Source organism: Alkalibacillus salilacus (genome assembly GCF_030812915.1).
GTDB classification, from domain to species: domain Bacteria; phylum Bacillota; class Bacilli; order Bacillales; family Alkalibacillaceae; genus Alkalibacillus; species Alkalibacillus salilacus.
On record NZ_JAUSTQ010000001.1, the window covers coordinates 141,371 to 157,083 of the forward strand.

Here is a 15,713-nt window from a genome sequence, read left to right on the forward strand (position 1 = left end):
AGGATTCAACTCTATTGAACCTATATCTTTATGAAAAAATGAAGAATGAACCTTTTTTTAATAATAGTTGTATCTCTGTAAACAAGTCTTATTAAACCGGAGGCTATTCATGAAAACATATGAAAAATTATTAGTAGGCGTCATAATTGCCTTTTGGAGCTTATCCTTCTTAACTTTATTTGACATTATACTAATAACAAACATGTTAAACTATTTGATGGTTTCATCTATTGCTCTTACACTAGCATTTATTTATATCATCATAAAAAGAAAATATAACAACAACCTTTTCAATTATATATATCTATTAATTTCGATTATCGTCTTGTTTTCAGCCATAACAATGCAACAAGGATTTATTAGCCAAGACCATATATTAGGATATCTCATTCCGTTCTTCTTTTTTATTCTCGTCCCAATCAGTATGGTTGCACGAGGCCTAAAAAGTTTTAAGCGTAAACAATAACCTATATCCAATTAATTATATCTATTTAAATTTTTGAGTTAATCCTATTACTAACACACCTTTAGTCCCATATTATGTTAAAATATCCCTAACAAACAAAACAAAGGTGACGACAATGGCGCATACAGTACCGGAAACGATTCGGACGTCTGCAACGACGGGTGAACGAATTTTGTTTCGTACGTTAAAAGACTACTTACCAGAGGATTACATCGTGTATTATGAACCTGAGATTCATGGGAGACGGCCGGACTTTGTCATTATCGGGCCGGATTTAGGTGTGGTTGTGATCGAGGTGAAGGATTGGACACTGAATACGATTGTGAAGGCGAACAAGGATGAGTGGTTGATTTTTGGACGTAATCAACAACAGGCAATGGAGAAGAATCCGTATAAAAAGGCGGAGGAGTTCACGTTCCATTTAATGAATCATCTCAAAAAAGACAATCACTTACTGCAATCAGAAGGTAAAAATCAACATAACTTAAAATTTCCGTGTGGGTACGGGGCTGTATTTTCACGACTATATACCGAACAGATGTCACGTGAACAATTGTACAGCGTGATCGATCCGCAGTTCTGCTTTGCACGGGATGAAATTGACCCAGAACATAGTCACTTTTCTGAATCGGTCTTAATCGAAAAATTGATGAATATGTTTAAAGTGAATTTCAGGTTACGCGAACCACTTCCGCAAGCTGATATTGATGCAATCCGTCACAAATTGTTTCCTGAAGTGCGAATTAGTGGTGAGTTTAAACAATCGGCACCACATCAAGATCAAATCTTGTTATCAATGCATAATTTAAAAACGATGGATATTCATCAGGAGAATTATGCGAAGAATTTAGGAGATAGAAATCGTCTTATTCGTGGTGTGGCTGGTAGTGGCAAGACATTGATCCTAGCGACCCGGGCTGCCATTTTAGCGAGAGAAAATCCTGATTGGAATATTCTCATTCTGTGCTACAACATTTCGCTAGCGAATTATTTACAACAACAAATCGATATAAAAGTACACGAGCTTGAAAGTGAAGGGGATCAAGGGTCTCTCTTTGACAATGAAATGCAAGACCGAAAGTCGTTTGGCAGTATCGAAGTCTATAATTTTCATTCGTTTTTATATAACCATTTCAAGGTCAAAGACGAACAGATCCCAAACTTAATCGAATCACTAAAATCCAATAACCAATTAGCTCAACAGTATGATGCGATTCTAATTGATGAGGGCCAGGACTTTGAACAAGAATGGCTCACACTTGTTAGTCACTTACTTAATCCAGCAACACAATCACTGTTAATCGTTGAAGATCGTGCACAAAATATTTATAAACGAAAACGCAGTTATGTAGAGGATACGGGGCTTAGTTTTCAAGGACGATCGAAAATTTTATCAATTAATTATCGTAACACACAGCAAATTGTTCGTTTTGCATGGGACTTCTACCGAAATAATTCTGAGTTACAGCACAAAGTCGCAGAGCACGAATTCGAAGGTGAGATCATAGCACCAAAAACAACGCCACGTAAAGGACCTGAACCCTTTATTTTTCAAGCTGACCGCTTCACAGATGAAATGAAGCAAGTTTCACGTATTATTCATAAATTAAACCAAGATCATCATGTCCCCTTCGATGAGATGGTCATCTTGTATCGTGTGAAACGAACGTCACATCAAGATTATATCGGGGCTATACAGCACCAATTGAAGACACATGATATCCCACATTATTGGATTAGTGAAAGTCCTTCAAGTAAACGACAGTATGAAAAAAGCGACGGTCAGGTCAAAATTAGCACGATCGAATCAAGTAAAGGCCTCGATTTTCAAGCTGTCTTTATCGTGAATATAGATCAAATGCCTTTCAAATACGAAGAGGACACACAGCGAGAGGCTGCTTTACTTTATATCGCCATGACGCGAGCACACAAGTATCTATGCTTGTCATATTCACATGAATCAGCTTTCACCCAGTATTTAGAAGAAGCAAAAGCCCAGCAAACCAATTCACAAGATGAACGCTCAGGTTAAGGAGTTGTTTAATTATGCCAACATGCCAACGCTGCTTCAATACATGGACTTTTAAGGACACGGTGAAGCACGCATTTGTATTAGACACACGCCTATCATGCCCTTACTGTGGTGGCACACAATTTATATCAAAGGAAACACATAGACGATTTGGGGTGGCCACCTTATTTATCCCGATCACGATGTTTCTCCCTTTGCTCTTTAATATATCACCTTGGTGGGGGATTACTATGTTGGCAGTTTTAACCCCAGTTTATTTCATTGCTTATTGTTCAATGCTGACCTTATCGAATGAGGAACAGAATATCATTTAATCAAATGTTCCAAGTTTCATTAAAAAGGCATCACAGAACTAGCCAACATCCAAACACATAGTCCTACTAATCCCATGACCACGACGTTTTCAACTGGTGAACCTGTTTTAAAAGACAATATAAACTTGAACTTCTTCTGACTGAGTGGATAAAGTAGTGGTACTCCTTGCTTAGTTAAGTAGTCACCGAAAATATGCGATACGACACCGATTAAAAATCCGTATTGCAGCGTTTCCGAAATATCAAATGACGTCTGCAACGTCGTTAACACCACGCCTACAATTACGACAAAAACTAAAGAATGTGTCCACGTTCTGTGTGACGTTAACATGAGTAAGATGAGTCCCATTCCGATTAATAAAAAGCTCGTGCGTTGTTCTGTAAAAATGGCTAACATATCAGGACGCCATATAGCCCCTATAACAATTAAAGCGACCACACCAGCGAAAATCGGATACACATAGCGTCCTATTTTAGATTGTTTAGAGTCAACGTCAGGTAATAAAGCACCTATTAAAACGACCGTTAAAAATAATAACGTTTCAGGTACACCGTTTAAATCGAGCGGTAACCATCTCTCGAATGTAACCGCAGCTACACCCCACGTTAACCCCATGGCTTGATGCCCTTTTGCCATCATGATGTCTCGACCCTTTCTTGTTGTGAGTGACGTTTATCATCATACCAACTCTCCCGTATTCAGCACCATCAGCCTTTAGACACAAAAAATCCTTCCCACTTTAAAAGCAGGAAGGATTTCAACTGTAACGTAACTTTTATGATCTAGACATTTCTCTCGTCTTTTCAAATTCATCTTGAATTTCTTTTGAAGGTCCGCGACCAAGCAAGCTAATACCAACTGCTGCAATCGTCGCAAACAAGAACCCAGGTACTAATGAATACAAGCCATCAAACGGATCGATTTGGCCCCATGTTAAGACAGTCACAGCACCAACAACAATACCTGCTAAAGCACCGTTTCGCGTTAAACGTTTCCAGAATAAACTAAGCACGACAATCGGACCGAACGAGGCACCAAAGCCGGCCCAGGCGTTGGCGACGAGATCAAGCACTCGACTTTCATCGTCACTTGCGATGATTAAGGCGATTAACGCAATCACAATAACTGAAATACGCGCCACCCAGATTAACTCTTTGTTAGAAGCATTCTTACGGAAAAAGCCTTTATAAAAGTCTTCGGCAACAGCTGATGATGACACGAGTAACTGGGAGTCAACCGTACTCATAATCGCCGCTAAAATCGCTGCTAGTAATACACCAGCTACGACAGGATGCGTTAATAATTGGGTCATCGCAATAAAGACTGCCTCTTCATTGGCAAGCATCAACATACTACCGTCCATTGATGCTTCAATTCCACGATTAGCTAATTCCGATTGGACCGCTTCTGTTCCAACATAGGCAAAACCTGCAATCCCCACAAAAATCGCACCGAATAATGAGAAGACCATCCAACTCATTCCGATTAAACGTGCTTTTGGCACATCTTTATGTGTCCGAATCGCCATGAAACGTGCTAAGATATGTGGTTGACCGAAATAACCGAGCCCCCATGCGAGTGAGGAAATAATGCCAATCATGCTAACACCTTGGATCATGTTTAAATGGCTTCCTTCTGATAATTCACCCACTACGCTCACAGTTTCACTCCAGCCACCTAGTTCGGATATGGCGACAAACGGTAAAACAATTAAAGCCAAGAACATGAGAATTCCTTGTATGAAGTCCGTCCAACTTACCGCAATAAAGCCACCTAAGAACGTATACGCGATAATGACAGCTCCACCAATGAGTAATGCGACCATATAATCATAACCAAATGTATTGCTGAATAAGACAGCGCCACCCACTAGACCAGAGGCGACATAAACTGTGAAGAAGATCAAAATGACGGCTGCTGAAGCGCTACGTAATAAACGCGAGTTATCACGAAAGCGTTTCTCTAGGAAGTCTGGCAATGTGATCGCATCGCTAGACACCTCTGTATAAATACGCAAACGTTTCGCAATAAACTGCCAGTTCAAATACGCACCAATCGTTAAACCAACAGCAAGCCAGGCTTCACCGAAACCACCTAAGTAAATAGCCCCTGGTAAACCGAGAATCAGCCAACTACTCATATCAGATGCCCCTGCACTTAATGCGGCTACACCTGGGCCTAACTTACGGCCACCTAAGAAGTAGTCTGATAGATTATTCGTTAACCGATAACCAATAATACCAAGCACCAACATCCCAACGAGATACACAATAAACGTCGTTAAAGTAGCTGTACCCATTATGATTTGTCACGTCCTTTCACCCATGATATGAACGATAGAACGACGACAAGCAACATCGGCACAAATAGCCAGAAATACGTACCAAATGAAATGCTGTACTCCATCCAATCTCCCCCTTAATTTAATAGTAGTTCAAATACAACGAAGCCAATAATCACATAAATGAATACGGCGATCACAATCAACAGATATGAGTATCCACTTTTCTCACTCTGAACAACATCTTTCAACACGTAAGTCACCAAAGCCGCAAAGCCAAAAACGACGATTATGATGACTATTTCATGCGTGATGAACATCAGAAACGCCTCCTAAAGAAGCTCCTTTGTTTCATCATATCAAGAGTTGTCGTGTGAACGCTAATATATTTTATGATTGTCTAAGAGACTTCATGTTTATATGCATCTTATTCGACACAAAATTGCTTTTACCTGCTAAATCTTTAAACTAAACCATCAATCTTTATTGGAGGAGCGAATGGGTTCGTGTGGATTGTATTAACTACTTCTTCGTTCAACTAAGTTAATACCAATTCCCATCGAAATGACACTAATCAAAATCATAAGCATAATCGGTTGCACGATTTCTTGAAAAGTGGCGTCATATATCGCCAAATCAACCAGGGCATCCATAGCATGCGATAAAGGAAACAGATCACCAATGAAAACGAGTGCAGGGTTACTAATCGTACCTGGCATCATGTAAGCGCCGCTAATTAATGGAATAAGCGGAATGATTGATGGATAAAGTGCATAGAATTGTTCCGGTCCTTTGACGAAACCGGTGAACAACATCGCGACACTTACCATACTAAATGTGAACACCGCTAAAACCAATAACACCAAACCGAATCGCTCACCGAGATCATAATCCAACACATAATTAAAAATCACTAAGACAACAGCTGTTTGGACAAACCCAATTGTAAAAGCATACAACAAATAACCAGCATACATTTTCGTTTTACTCACAGGTGATAGAATGACACGGTTCCAGATATGATACACTTTGTCTTTCAATACATTATTAACACGAAAGCCGATAATGAACATCGCGACAAGCAAAGTGAAGGCAAACATTAATTGTATACCCATATCGTAATTAGTTAACGGTTCACCTGATGTAGATTGGACATCCATTGTCATGAGCGGGTCATTCAATTCCGTTTGTATTGCCTCTCTCATTTCACCCTGTTGGTCAGCATCAGAAACAGCCGCTTCAATGCGAGCTTCACGTTCAAATACAGCACGAACATGTTGTTCGACATAATAAATCGTTGGTGTGTTCGATGCCGTCACAAGTTTATAGTCATCCTCCAACAACTTCACGGCGACTTCTGATTGTCCTTGTTTAATATTCTCCTTGACCTGATCCGCTTCAGTGACTTCAAATGTCATATCAGTCCCTTCTGATAACAGGTCCGCCCACTTATCTTCAATCGCTTCTGCTTGATCCGCTTCACTATAAATCTGAATAGTCATCGGCGCTTGAGTACCGCTTGTAAATAGAACAGTCGCAACTATACTAACAACAACTAACAAAATGATTAAAAATGGATTGCGCCGGTCTTTAGCTAATTGGGCTAGAAAAATGGGTTTCATGATTGTTCACCTCGCTTCGGATACACCGCAATACCAATCGATAAGGCTGTGACAATGATGGCAACTAATATAACAGTAGGCATTACCAGCAACGAATACGTTTGATCTTGCACCCATTCGGTTAATGTCGCTAATATTAAGCCATTCGGTGTCAATTCACCAATTTGTTGTAACCAGTTTGGTAATACATTAATCGGTACAAAGTTCCCGCCAATTACACCTAATACCATCACAACAGCCATAAAGATTCCATCACCTGTATCGTTATTTTTCACACGTAACATCGTAGACGTCATAATCGACGATATGGCAGCAATAGCTAATGCATATAAAGTTGCCATCACGATTAAACCAACCCAAAATGTCGGCCCTTCTTCTGTAAATACGCCTAAGATCAAATGAGCCCCTACCAGAACGAACATCATTTGCAGCCACGCTAAAATAAACGTACTAATAGTCTTACCCATTAAATAATAAAGTGGTGGCGCATTAGTTAAAGCAATTCGATTAAATGTCTGCTCACGTTTTTCGATCCCTGTTCGAGTAGCAACTGTTGCTGCTAAAAATAATGTGAACAACGCGGCCATTGAGAACGTAAAATAATGCTCCATACTGAACATCGATTGACCTTCTACGTTTTCCACACCACCTTCAGGTAAATTGTCATTCGCCGAGTCAACTTGACTGCCAGAACTGGCGACCGCATATTGCAAATTGATTTGATCCAGATAACGTTGTATCATTTGACGCAACATATCTACCTCTTGCGATTGCCCACTAGCTTGAAACTGCAATGTCGCTTCAGATGGTTCATCCAACACCATTTCGTTTAGCAACTGATAGGTGTAATGCTCTGGGATAATTAAAGCTGCATCTAGCTCTCCCTCGTCTACTTGCGTTTGCGCCTGGTCAAGGTCCATCTGATTAACAGTGACCCATTCTGCAAGTTCCGGGCTATTTAAATAAGCTACTAGCCCATCGACTGGAGGCATCGCTTGTAGTTGATCTATCATTTGTTGTGACTGATCATTAGATGGTTCGACTTCTTCCTGAAATCGTTCAAATCCTTGGTCTTGCTGATCCTCAACGACCAATGCCAAGTCTAGATCATATGATTCTGATGTTTCTTCACCAAACATGCCTGGCACGACTAAACTCAACAAGACCACTAAAACAATCGGTAATAAAATAATAACTGCTACTTCTTTACGGTCACGCCAAAACAATAATAAATCTTTTGTAAGAAACGCCCACATGCTGACTCCACCCCCTATTAATCTCTTAATGTTCGTCCTGTTAAATGCAAGAACACATTTTCTAAACTTGGCGTCTCCATTTGGAAGTTCTTAATTTGGACATCAAACTGATCGCTTATTTTTACCAATTGGCTAACAATTTGACGTTCCTGCTTTGCAATAATATGAATACTATTGCCAGACACTTCAACTTTACGAACACCATCAATTGCTCGAGCAGACGATAAAAATTCGTCGTCTATACGATCCAACTGTACGTTGATGGTATCTTCATTCGATAATATACTTAATAACTCTGCCTTCGTCCCTTTTGCGATTACTTGACCATGATCCATAATATACACGCGGTCACATAGTTGCTCGACTTCTCCCATGTAGTGACTCGTATATAACACCGTTGTTCCCTGTTGGTTTAATTGACGCACCATTTCGAGAATATAATGTCTTGATTGTGGGTCAATACCAACTGTCGGCTCATCTAGGATTAGTATTTTCGGGTTATGCAACAAGGCTGTTGCAATATTAACGCGTCGTTTCATTCCACCTGAGAATGTCTTAATTAAGCCTTGTTGCCTTTCTTTAATGCCGACAATCTCAAGTGTTTCTTGAATTCTTGATTCAAGTTGCTGCTTGGGAACACCATAGATTCGACCAAAAAACTTGAGATTTTCATAAGCCGATAACTCTTGGTATAAGGCAATATCCTGCGGAACGACTCCGAGAACTGCCCTTAGCTCAGCTGGGTTTTTAATAATACTTTGCTGGTTTAAAGTCACATCGCCTGACGTTGGTTTTAACAGGGATGAAATCATTGAGATAGTCGTTGATTTCCCCGCACCATTCGGGCCTAACAACCCTACTGATTCCCCTTGATCTAAATATAAGTCAACTTCATCGACAACCGTTTTACCTTTAAATTGTTTGCTTAATTGCACGGTTTCTAACATGTGATTACTCCTTCACCTTCATCTAATTAAGTTCATTGTATACGAAAAAAACTAGAGCCAATACTGACTCTAGTCATTCACTGTCATATAATCATGACTTCAGTCATTTAAATTTACGCCAGATTATGACGGATTGCATAAATAGCTAACTGCGTTCGGTCACGTAATTCTAACTTATCCAGGATGATACTCGTATTATTTTTAACTGTACCGATCGACAACCCCAGTCGTTCACCAATCTCTTGATTATTCAATCCTTCACCAATACAAGAAAGTATTGCTCGCTCACGAGGTGTAATATGCTCTGCGACTGTCGGTTCTTCTGATTGGCCATTAATAAGGGAGGGGACTACTTTGGCAGCCACATGATCCTCTAACGTCAAGCCGCCAGATAAGGCACTTCGAATCGAACGAATTAACGATTCAGTATCTCCGTTTTTTAGCATATAGCCGTTTACGCCGATTTTGAGCGAATCCATCACGTATTGATCATCATCAAAAGTCGTTAACATAAGAATCTTCATCTGCGGCCAACGTGAACGAATAATTCTTGCCGTCTCAATTCCATCCATCTCAGGCATACGAATATCTAAAATCGCTATATCAAACAATTTACTTTCACACTGGTCAATCGCCTCTTTCCCATCACCAGCTTCACCAGTCACCTGAATCCCAGAGTCTGATTCGATCATGACTTTCAACCCTTGGCGGACCATCGTTTGATCTTCAGCTAACAACACTTTAATCATCTTATCCCTCCCGTTCGTTCAGATAAATCCAAGCTTTTAACACAAACTCGTTCTCAACATGGTATGCTTTCACGCCACCACCAACTTTTTCTAAACGCTCTTGCATCGACTTTAATCCATAACCATTTTCAAACGAAACGGCATTTTCAATTGGGTTAACAATCTCGAAACGAAATAAACTACCTCCAGGAGCATCGAAAGTGATTTGGGCATGTCTTGCTTGACTATGTTTCATAATATTCGTTAACCCTTCTTGGACGCACCGATAAACAACAAATGATTGTTCACCCGTTAAGGGCGCAGCAAAAGCACCATGTTTCACCGAGAAGTGAATTTGAATAAAGCTCTCTAATTCTAGTTTACGAATGAGACGCAACACACCTTGCAAGCCACCGACTTCTTTCTGCTTAAAGGTTTGAACAGCCTTGCGCGTTTCATTCAAACTATCTTCGGCTAAAGCTTTCAATTGTTCAGTTTCTGACGCTTTAACTGATTCCGATGTTAAGCGAATCGCTTCTATTTGCATAATCATCGAGGTTAACTTGTGACCAACAGAATCGTGGATTTCTTGACCAATCATATGACGCTCTTCTTGACGTACAAGCTCTTCTTGATCCGTCACTCGACGCTTTAGTTGACGGAAATCACTCGAAAGCTCTTCATAGCGATTTATTAAGTCTCGATGCCGTTGATTTTGCCAGTGATAATAGGCGACGCCCGTTAACAACAAGGTCATATATAATAATACAAAGGTCATCAAACTTGTTCCCATTTCAGCCCGCATGATAAGGCTCACGACTGGTAACAGACTAAACGCCATCACCACTAGCCACGCTCGGAAGCTTAACAATACCGCTGACTCTACCAAAACCAACGCTAAAACCAACCATACAACTAGATAATAATTAAAAGCACCAAAAGGAAAGAAAATACTAGTAATCAACATGATTTGCGAAGCGAATATCACAACAAGTACGCGCTGTTTATCGCGGAATAACGGTGTCATAAACATCAATGTAAAATAGACTGCCACACCACTTATACGCCATATGTGATCACTGACATTAGTGAAAAATGGTGATATTAACACTCCCCAAAAGATTATATGTAATACGATCCAAATAATAAATTGCTTCAAAAAGCTCCCCACCTTAATAAGAACACATATCTATTTAAAGTGTAACAAAAAACTGACTGCTACAAATGATTTTTGTAACAGTCAGTTGGGCGATTTATTAATTGATTTACCAATAAAAGAATGCAGCAAGAATGGCAACTAGAGCCGTCACTGAAGTCGATATCAGCGCAACAATCCATTGCTCACCTTTAGAAAAAATGCCAGTTTGACTTGCGTAATACGTGGTTGGGGCATGAATCGGGATTAAAATCGTCCCTCCAACTACCATCATCGTAAGAAAAGCCAACGCAACATGACTGACGTTCACATAATCAGCATACGACATCACAATTGGGAAAATAACAACAATAGCTGACGATCCGTTGGTAAACATCAACCGTAATAAAATGATGAATAATACAATTAGGCCGACCATCAACACGCTATTGAAGTCACTTGGCACAAGCTGTAGCAAACCTTGTGCAATGACATCCGCCGTCCCATTATCAGCCATAATAAACCCTAATGAAAATGAAGTACCTAACAGTAAAAACGTTTCCCAATCAAATTGACGAATCAACTGATTATCCACTAAACCAATACCAGGCAAAGCCAAAAAGACAATCATCGCCATAGGTGGTAAAATAATCGGAACAGCTTCGGGATCTGTCACAATCCAGGCTAACACCATAGCCACAAAAGCTAACACCACAATCTTAAACTGGGGATGCCGATTATACTTACTTTCATTTTGGTTGAATGATCTATTATTAGTTTCAGTCATTTCATAAGGGACATCTGTTTTAGCCTTTAAATATAACCATACGAATATTGAAGACAATACGGCCATCACCATCAATGGTGGTGCCATGATTCCAATCCATTCTAACCACTGGGCATTTACAACACCATACTCCACCATGAGCTGATAAGCAATGACGGAAAAACCGCCTCCCGTAAAAACAATGAACGTTCCCTTCTGATTTAAAAAGCTAATCACAAACAAACCAAATTTATGAAACAAACTATCGTGCCCTAAGCCATTAAATTCGTTCATTTTGGTAATTAACGGCGCCAAAATTTTATACCTGGCAACTGCAGACGGTAAAAAGATCGGCAACAAAATCATCAGTATTGGCAAACTAATGATAATTCGTCCAAGATGACCACCACTAAACCGTTGGAACCAACTCGCGATCGTTTGGTCTAATCCAACCGTGACGAGTACCTGGCTAATCAATGATAAAAGCACAATAAAATAAAGACCAGACGTCAAGAAACCTTGGAACGCCTGATCTGGTTCATCAACAACCCCTAGCGCAATCATGAGTGCCAGTACAAAGATACTAGCAGCACCTTGAGGCATCGTTGATAAAGTCCATAAATAAATCGCAATCACTAAAACCAATAATGTGTATTGTTGATTAGATGCGAGCGGTTCTAAAACGGTCTGCTTCGCAACAATAAATCCACCAATCATCACCGCCCAAATCATCAACATCGCACGATTTGATTTTAAAATGTCTAACATATTAACGACCTTCTATGCTTGTTTTTTCTTTTGACGCATCGATTGAATAATCGGGAATGCGAATGAAAGCACTGATAGAATAATAAGCGCTAGTGAAATATTGTTCGTAAAGAAGACAGATAGATTACCTTGCGAACTCGTCATCGCCTGTCTAAACGATTGCTCCATCATGCCACCTAGAATAAATGCTAGAATAAATGGTGGCGCTGGGAATGCAAACATACGCATTAAGAAACCAAGCACACCAAAACCTAGTAATAAGTAAAGGTCAAATGTACTGAAACTTATTGAATAAACACCGATTAAACTGAACATCATGACAAGTGAAATAAGGAGCGGCCTAGGCGTTGTTAACACTCGAGCAATGTACGGGATTAACGGTAAGTTTAAAACTAATAAAAAGATGTTACCAATGTACATACTGGCAATGACACCCCAGAACACATCAGGGTGATCCCCCATTAACATTGGTCCAGGCTGAATCCCTAGCACTAAGAAAGCACCTAGCATAACAGCAGTCGTACCTGAACCTGGAATACCTAAGCTTAATAACGGAACGAATGAACCACTTGTTGCAGCATTATTTGCGGTCTCTGGACCAGCTAAGCCTTTGATATACCCTTTACCGAACTTCTCAGGATTTTTAGAAATACGCTTCTCAGAAATATACCCGATAAAGGAAGCGATTGTTGCTCCTGCACCTGGTAAAATCCCTAAAATAAACCCTAGAATCGATTGGCGTCCAGCAGGGCCACTAATATCTTTCAAATCTTGTTTTGATAGTTTTAAACTGCCTAGCTCCTTAGCACTGGCGAAAGAAGCTTTGAAGCGATTAATCACGAGATAACCAACTTCAGAAATCGCGAACAAACCGAGTGCAATGACTAAGAAATCAATCCCATCTAATAAACGAGGCACACCAAAATCAAATCGAGCCGTACCTGTTTGTGGGTCGATTCCAATCGTCGCGACCATAAAACCAACGACAGCAGATATTAATGCTTTTAAAGTCGAACCTTCTGATAAACTAGCAATAGCTGTTAACCCAAGTAACATCAAGGCAAAATAAGCTGGAGGACCAAACGAGACCGCCACACTTGAAAGCATTGGAGCGAAAGCCATTAGTAGAACAACACTGATTGTACCACCAATAAATGACGAAATCGCTGCAATCGCGAGTGCTTTACCAGCTTGACCGTTTTGCGCCATCGGATAACCATCAAATGACGAGGCTACTGTTCCTGAAATACCGGGTGCATTTAATAATATAGATGAGGTTGACCCACCGAAGACAGCACCATAATAAACACCAGCCATCATAACAAGGGCTAAGGCAGGATCCATTCCATATGTAATGGGAATCATAATAGCAATTGCTGTAATTGGTCCTAAACCGGGCAACATTCCGATAAATGTCCCGACAAAGACCCCGAGCAACACAAACATGATCCCTTCTAAACTAATGGCTACTTGAAAGCCAGTTAAGATTTCTTCTAAACTACCCATGGTTCCCCTCCTTTACAACGGTAATATGCCTTGCGGTAGATTAATATTGAGTAAAAAGACGAAAATACTATAAATAAATATAGGAAAACTAATCGATACAATCGCATTCACAACATGTTGACGATATCCTAAAAAGAGTGAACAGAAAAAGACAAATATAGACGTCATCACAATAAAGCCAACCACTTCAAGTAGCATGATATAAATTAAAGTAATACCAAAAACGCCGGCCATAGCTTTAACATCTTTTTTAGCGACATGACGCTTCGCTTTCTGCTCTTCTGAATCTTGATCCTTTGAAAAGAATAAGGCGACTGACAAAATTAATAACAACCAACCCAAAGCTTTCGGAATCACATCAGCATCAACTGGAATATAGTCATACGTTGGTAACTGATAACTCAGCAATAAATAGCCTGTAGCCAATAACGCTAAAATCAGCCCAATTATTCTGTTGACGTTTCGGGTCATCAATGACACCTCCTCTGGCATATATCAAAAAATAATCAGAAGCCAACGGAATATCCGTTGACTTCCAAACCATTCATTATTCCTCTAGCATATCTAAGTCACTTAGAATATCTTTGAATACCTGGTTTTCTTCTTCTAAGAATGTCTGATACTCTTCACTATCCATATACATTTCATCCCAAGCATAGTTCTCACGAATATCAGCAAAGGCTTCTGAATCGCTCATTTCTTTAAGTTTGTTTTCATAGTAGGCAACCTGAGCATCTGTCATGTCTGGCGGGCCAAAGAAACCTCTCCAGTTAACGAACGTTTCATCAATACCTTGTTCTTTTGCTGTTGGAATCTCTCCTAAAGTGTCGCCGTCTAAGCGTTCCTCAGATGTAACAGCTAAAGGCTTCACATCACCTGAACGGATCTGCTCTGTCACATCACCAATTCCTGTTGAAAATACGTCAGCACTGCCGTTCATGACCTGCGTTACACCACCTGCATCTGGGTCAGATACATAACTGATGTTTGACACGTCAACACCTGCTGCACGTGCGAAACGAATAAATTGAATATGGTCCATACTACCTGGAGCAGATGTACCAACTACCGTAATTTCTGAAGCATTTCCATCTTTCATATCTTGGAATAATTCATCTAATGTATCCCATTCAGCATCTGGGCCTGTCACAAATGCACCGTAGTCTGCAATCACGTTTGCGATTGGTGTAAAATCTTCATAAGTATGTTCTGATTGACCGTTTAAAGGCACTAATAATAGTGGTGAAGATGATACGAAAATATTATGTGGGTCGTTTTGGTTTGCGATATAAGACCAACCAACAGCACCACCTGCACCTGGTTTGTTTACAACACCCATGTCTTGCTCAATGATGCCTTCTTCTGTAAGCGTTTGCGCGGTCATACGAGCTGTCGTATCCCAGCCACCACCTGCTCCAGCTGGTGCAACGACTTCAATTGAACCAGCTGGTGTCCAGCTACTTTCTTCTGAACTTGACTCTCCATTGTCACCACTGCTCTCTGATGACTCGTCACTTCCGTTTCCTTCGGCTGATTCACTATCTCCCCCACCGCATGCTGCTAAAACAATGAGCATAAGCGCAAATAGTGAACTTGCAAGAACCTTCCTCATAAGTAAACCTCCCAAAAATGTTTAATGAATTGTCATAATTTCTTAAGTGATTTCTATGATAATTCAAACAATTAGTTATGTAACCGTTTTCAAAATAAGTAACATTAGATACATTTTTAGCATTTTGTTCATTTTGTTCACGTTTTTATTAAAAAAGGCTTTGTTAAAGTCCGTTGTTGATATTGTAATCCGCTACCGGTGGACGCTTTCCGCGGGCACGGCTCGAGCCTCCTCGGCCAAAAAACGCGGCCTGCGGGGTCTCGAGACACGTGCTGTTCC

15 protein-coding genes are annotated in these 15,713 nt (G+C 40.2%); 3 read left to right on the forward strand and 12 right to left on the reverse strand.

Features of this window, described 5'->3' with window-relative positions; translation table 11 throughout:
* Positions 1 to 109 precede the first annotated feature (109 nt).
* The 3 genes from J2S77_RS00715 to J2S77_RS14415 all read left to right on the forward strand — a co-directional run bounded on the left by J2S77_RS00715 (position 110) and on the right by J2S77_RS14415 (position 2,812).
* Positions 110 to 466 (forward strand): hypothetical protein, encoded by a 357-nt coding sequence (locus J2S77_RS00715; RefSeq protein WP_306973713.1) that lies wholly within the window; start codon positions 110 to 112, stop codon positions 464 to 466.
* Between the two features lie 115 nt (positions 467 to 581).
* Positions 582 to 2,498: a 3'-5' exonuclease gene (locus J2S77_RS00720; RefSeq protein WP_306973716.1), complete on the forward strand. Its 1,917-nt coding sequence runs from the start codon at positions 582 to 584 to the stop codon at positions 2,496 to 2,498.
* Positions 2,499 to 2,512: 14 nt separating this feature from the next.
* Positions 2,513 to 2,812: a TIGR04104 family putative zinc finger protein gene (locus J2S77_RS14415; RefSeq protein WP_370871755.1), complete on the forward strand. Its 300-nt coding sequence runs from the start codon at positions 2,513 to 2,515 to the stop codon at positions 2,810 to 2,812.
* A gap of 19 nt (positions 2,813 to 2,831) precedes the next feature.
* Here the strand turns inward: J2S77_RS14415 and J2S77_RS00725 are convergent, their stop codons facing one another.
* From J2S77_RS00725 to J2S77_RS00780, 12 genes are all read right to left on the reverse strand, one after another.
* The gene (locus J2S77_RS00725) at positions 2,832 to 3,452 is read right to left on the reverse strand and encodes a metal-dependent hydrolase (RefSeq protein WP_306973718.1); all 621 of its coding nucleotides are present in this window, start codon (positions 3,450 to 3,452) and stop codon (positions 2,832 to 2,834) included.
* A 136-nt stretch (positions 3,453 to 3,588) separates the two neighbouring features.
* Entirely contained in the window at positions 3,589 to 5,112 is a 1,524-nt protein-coding gene (gene putP / locus J2S77_RS00730) for a sodium/proline symporter PutP (protein WP_306973720.1), read from the reverse strand.
* Between the two features lie 119 nt (positions 5,113 to 5,231).
* Positions 5,232 to 5,414, reverse strand: coding sequence for a hypothetical protein (locus J2S77_RS00735; protein ID WP_306973722.1), 183 nt, complete (start codon positions 5,412 to 5,414; stop codon positions 5,232 to 5,234).
* 198 nt (positions 5,415 to 5,612) lie between these two features.
* A complete protein-coding gene (locus J2S77_RS00740) occupies positions 5,613 to 6,716 on the reverse strand; it encodes an ABC transporter permease (RefSeq protein ID WP_306973724.1) in 1,104 nt (367 codons plus the stop codon).
* Positions 6,713 to 7,972 (reverse strand): ABC transporter permease, encoded by a 1,260-nt coding sequence (locus J2S77_RS00745; protein ID WP_306973726.1) that lies wholly within the window; start codon positions 7,970 to 7,972, stop codon positions 6,713 to 6,715. The genes J2S77_RS00740 and J2S77_RS00745 overlap by 4 nt, the downstream gene beginning before the upstream one ends.
* A 17-nt stretch (positions 7,973 to 7,989) precedes the next feature.
* Positions 7,990 to 8,919: an ABC transporter ATP-binding protein gene (locus J2S77_RS00750; protein WP_306973728.1), complete on the reverse strand. Its 930-nt coding sequence runs from the start codon at positions 8,917 to 8,919 to the stop codon at positions 7,990 to 7,992.
* A gap of 113 nt (positions 8,920 to 9,032) precedes the next feature.
* Positions 9,033 to 9,668 (reverse strand): response regulator transcription factor, encoded by a 636-nt coding sequence (locus tag J2S77_RS00755; RefSeq protein ID WP_306973730.1) that lies wholly within the window; start codon positions 9,666 to 9,668, stop codon positions 9,033 to 9,035.
* 1 nt (position 9,669) lies between these two features.
* A complete protein-coding gene (locus J2S77_RS00760; RefSeq protein ID WP_306973732.1) occupies positions 9,670 to 10,806 on the reverse strand; it encodes a sensor histidine kinase in 1,137 nt (378 codons plus the stop codon).
* A 106-nt stretch (positions 10,807 to 10,912) separates the two neighbouring features.
* Entirely contained in the window at positions 10,913 to 12,316 is a 1,404-nt protein-coding gene (locus J2S77_RS00765) for an SLC13 family permease (protein ID WP_306973733.1), read from the reverse strand.
* Positions 12,317 to 12,328: 12 nt separating this feature from the next.
* Complete coding sequence (locus J2S77_RS00770) at positions 12,329 to 13,822, reverse strand: tripartite tricarboxylate transporter permease (RefSeq protein ID WP_306973734.1); 1,494 nt, start codon at positions 13,820 to 13,822, stop codon at positions 12,329 to 12,331.
* Positions 13,823 to 13,834: 12 nt separating this feature from the next.
* A complete protein-coding gene (locus tag J2S77_RS00775) occupies positions 13,835 to 14,293 on the reverse strand; it encodes a tripartite tricarboxylate transporter TctB family protein (RefSeq protein ID WP_306973736.1) in 459 nt (152 codons plus the stop codon).
* A gap of 76 nt (positions 14,294 to 14,369) precedes the next feature.
* Positions 14,370 to 15,434: a tripartite tricarboxylate transporter substrate binding protein gene (locus J2S77_RS00780; protein WP_306973738.1), complete on the reverse strand. Its 1,065-nt coding sequence runs from the start codon at positions 15,432 to 15,434 to the stop codon at positions 14,370 to 14,372.
* Positions 15,435 to 15,713: the final 279 nt, after the last annotated feature.

What these genes read in the sequence shown, in the direction of transcription:
- J2S77_RS00715 (WP_306973713.1), top strand. Translation starts at nt 110, where the DNA reads ATGAAAACATATGAAAAATTATTAGTAGGCGTCATAATTGCCTTTTGG.
- J2S77_RS00720 (WP_306973716.1), top strand. Translation starts at nt 582, where the DNA reads ATGGCGCATACAGTACCGGAAACGATTCGGACGTCTGCAACGACGGGT.
- J2S77_RS14415 (WP_370871755.1), top strand. Translation starts at nt 2,513, where the DNA reads ATGCCAACATGCCAACGCTGCTTCAATACATGGACTTTTAAGGACACG.
- J2S77_RS00725 (WP_306973718.1), bottom strand. Translation starts at nt 3,452, where the DNA reads ATGATGGCAAAAGGGCATCAAGCCATGGGGTTAACGTGGGGTGTAGCT.
- putP (WP_306973720.1), bottom strand. Translation starts at nt 5,112, where the DNA reads ATGGGTACAGCTACTTTAACGACGTTTATTGTGTATCTCGTTGGGATG.
- J2S77_RS00735 (WP_306973722.1), bottom strand. Translation starts at nt 5,414, where the DNA reads ATGTTCATCACGCATGAAATAGTCATCATAATCGTCGTTTTTGGCTTT.
- J2S77_RS00740 (WP_306973724.1), bottom strand. Translation starts at nt 6,716, where the DNA reads ATGAAACCCATTTTTCTAGCCCAATTAGCTAAAGACCGGCGCAATCCA.
- J2S77_RS00745 (WP_306973726.1), bottom strand. Translation starts at nt 7,972, where the DNA reads ATGTGGGCGTTTCTTACAAAAGATTTATTATTGTTTTGGCGTGACCGT.
- J2S77_RS00750 (WP_306973728.1), bottom strand. Translation starts at nt 8,919, where the DNA reads ATGTTAGAAACCGTGCAATTAAGCAAACAATTTAAAGGTAAAACGGTT.
- J2S77_RS00755 (WP_306973730.1), bottom strand. Translation starts at nt 9,668, where the DNA reads ATGATTAAAGTGTTGTTAGCTGAAGATCAAACGATGGTCCGCCAAGGG.
- J2S77_RS00765 (WP_306973733.1), bottom strand. Translation starts at nt 12,316, where the DNA reads ATGTTAGACATTTTAAAATCAAATCGTGCGATGTTGATGATTTGGGCG.
- J2S77_RS00770 (WP_306973734.1), bottom strand. Translation starts at nt 13,822, where the DNA reads ATGGGTAGTTTAGAAGAAATCTTAACTGGCTTTCAAGTAGCCATTAGT.
- J2S77_RS00775 (WP_306973736.1), bottom strand. Translation starts at nt 14,293, where the DNA reads ATGACCCGAAACGTCAACAGAATAATTGGGCTGATTTTAGCGTTATTG.
- J2S77_RS00780 (WP_306973738.1), bottom strand. Translation starts at nt 15,434, where the DNA reads ATGAGGAAGGTTCTTGCAAGTTCACTATTTGCGCTTATGCTCATTGTT.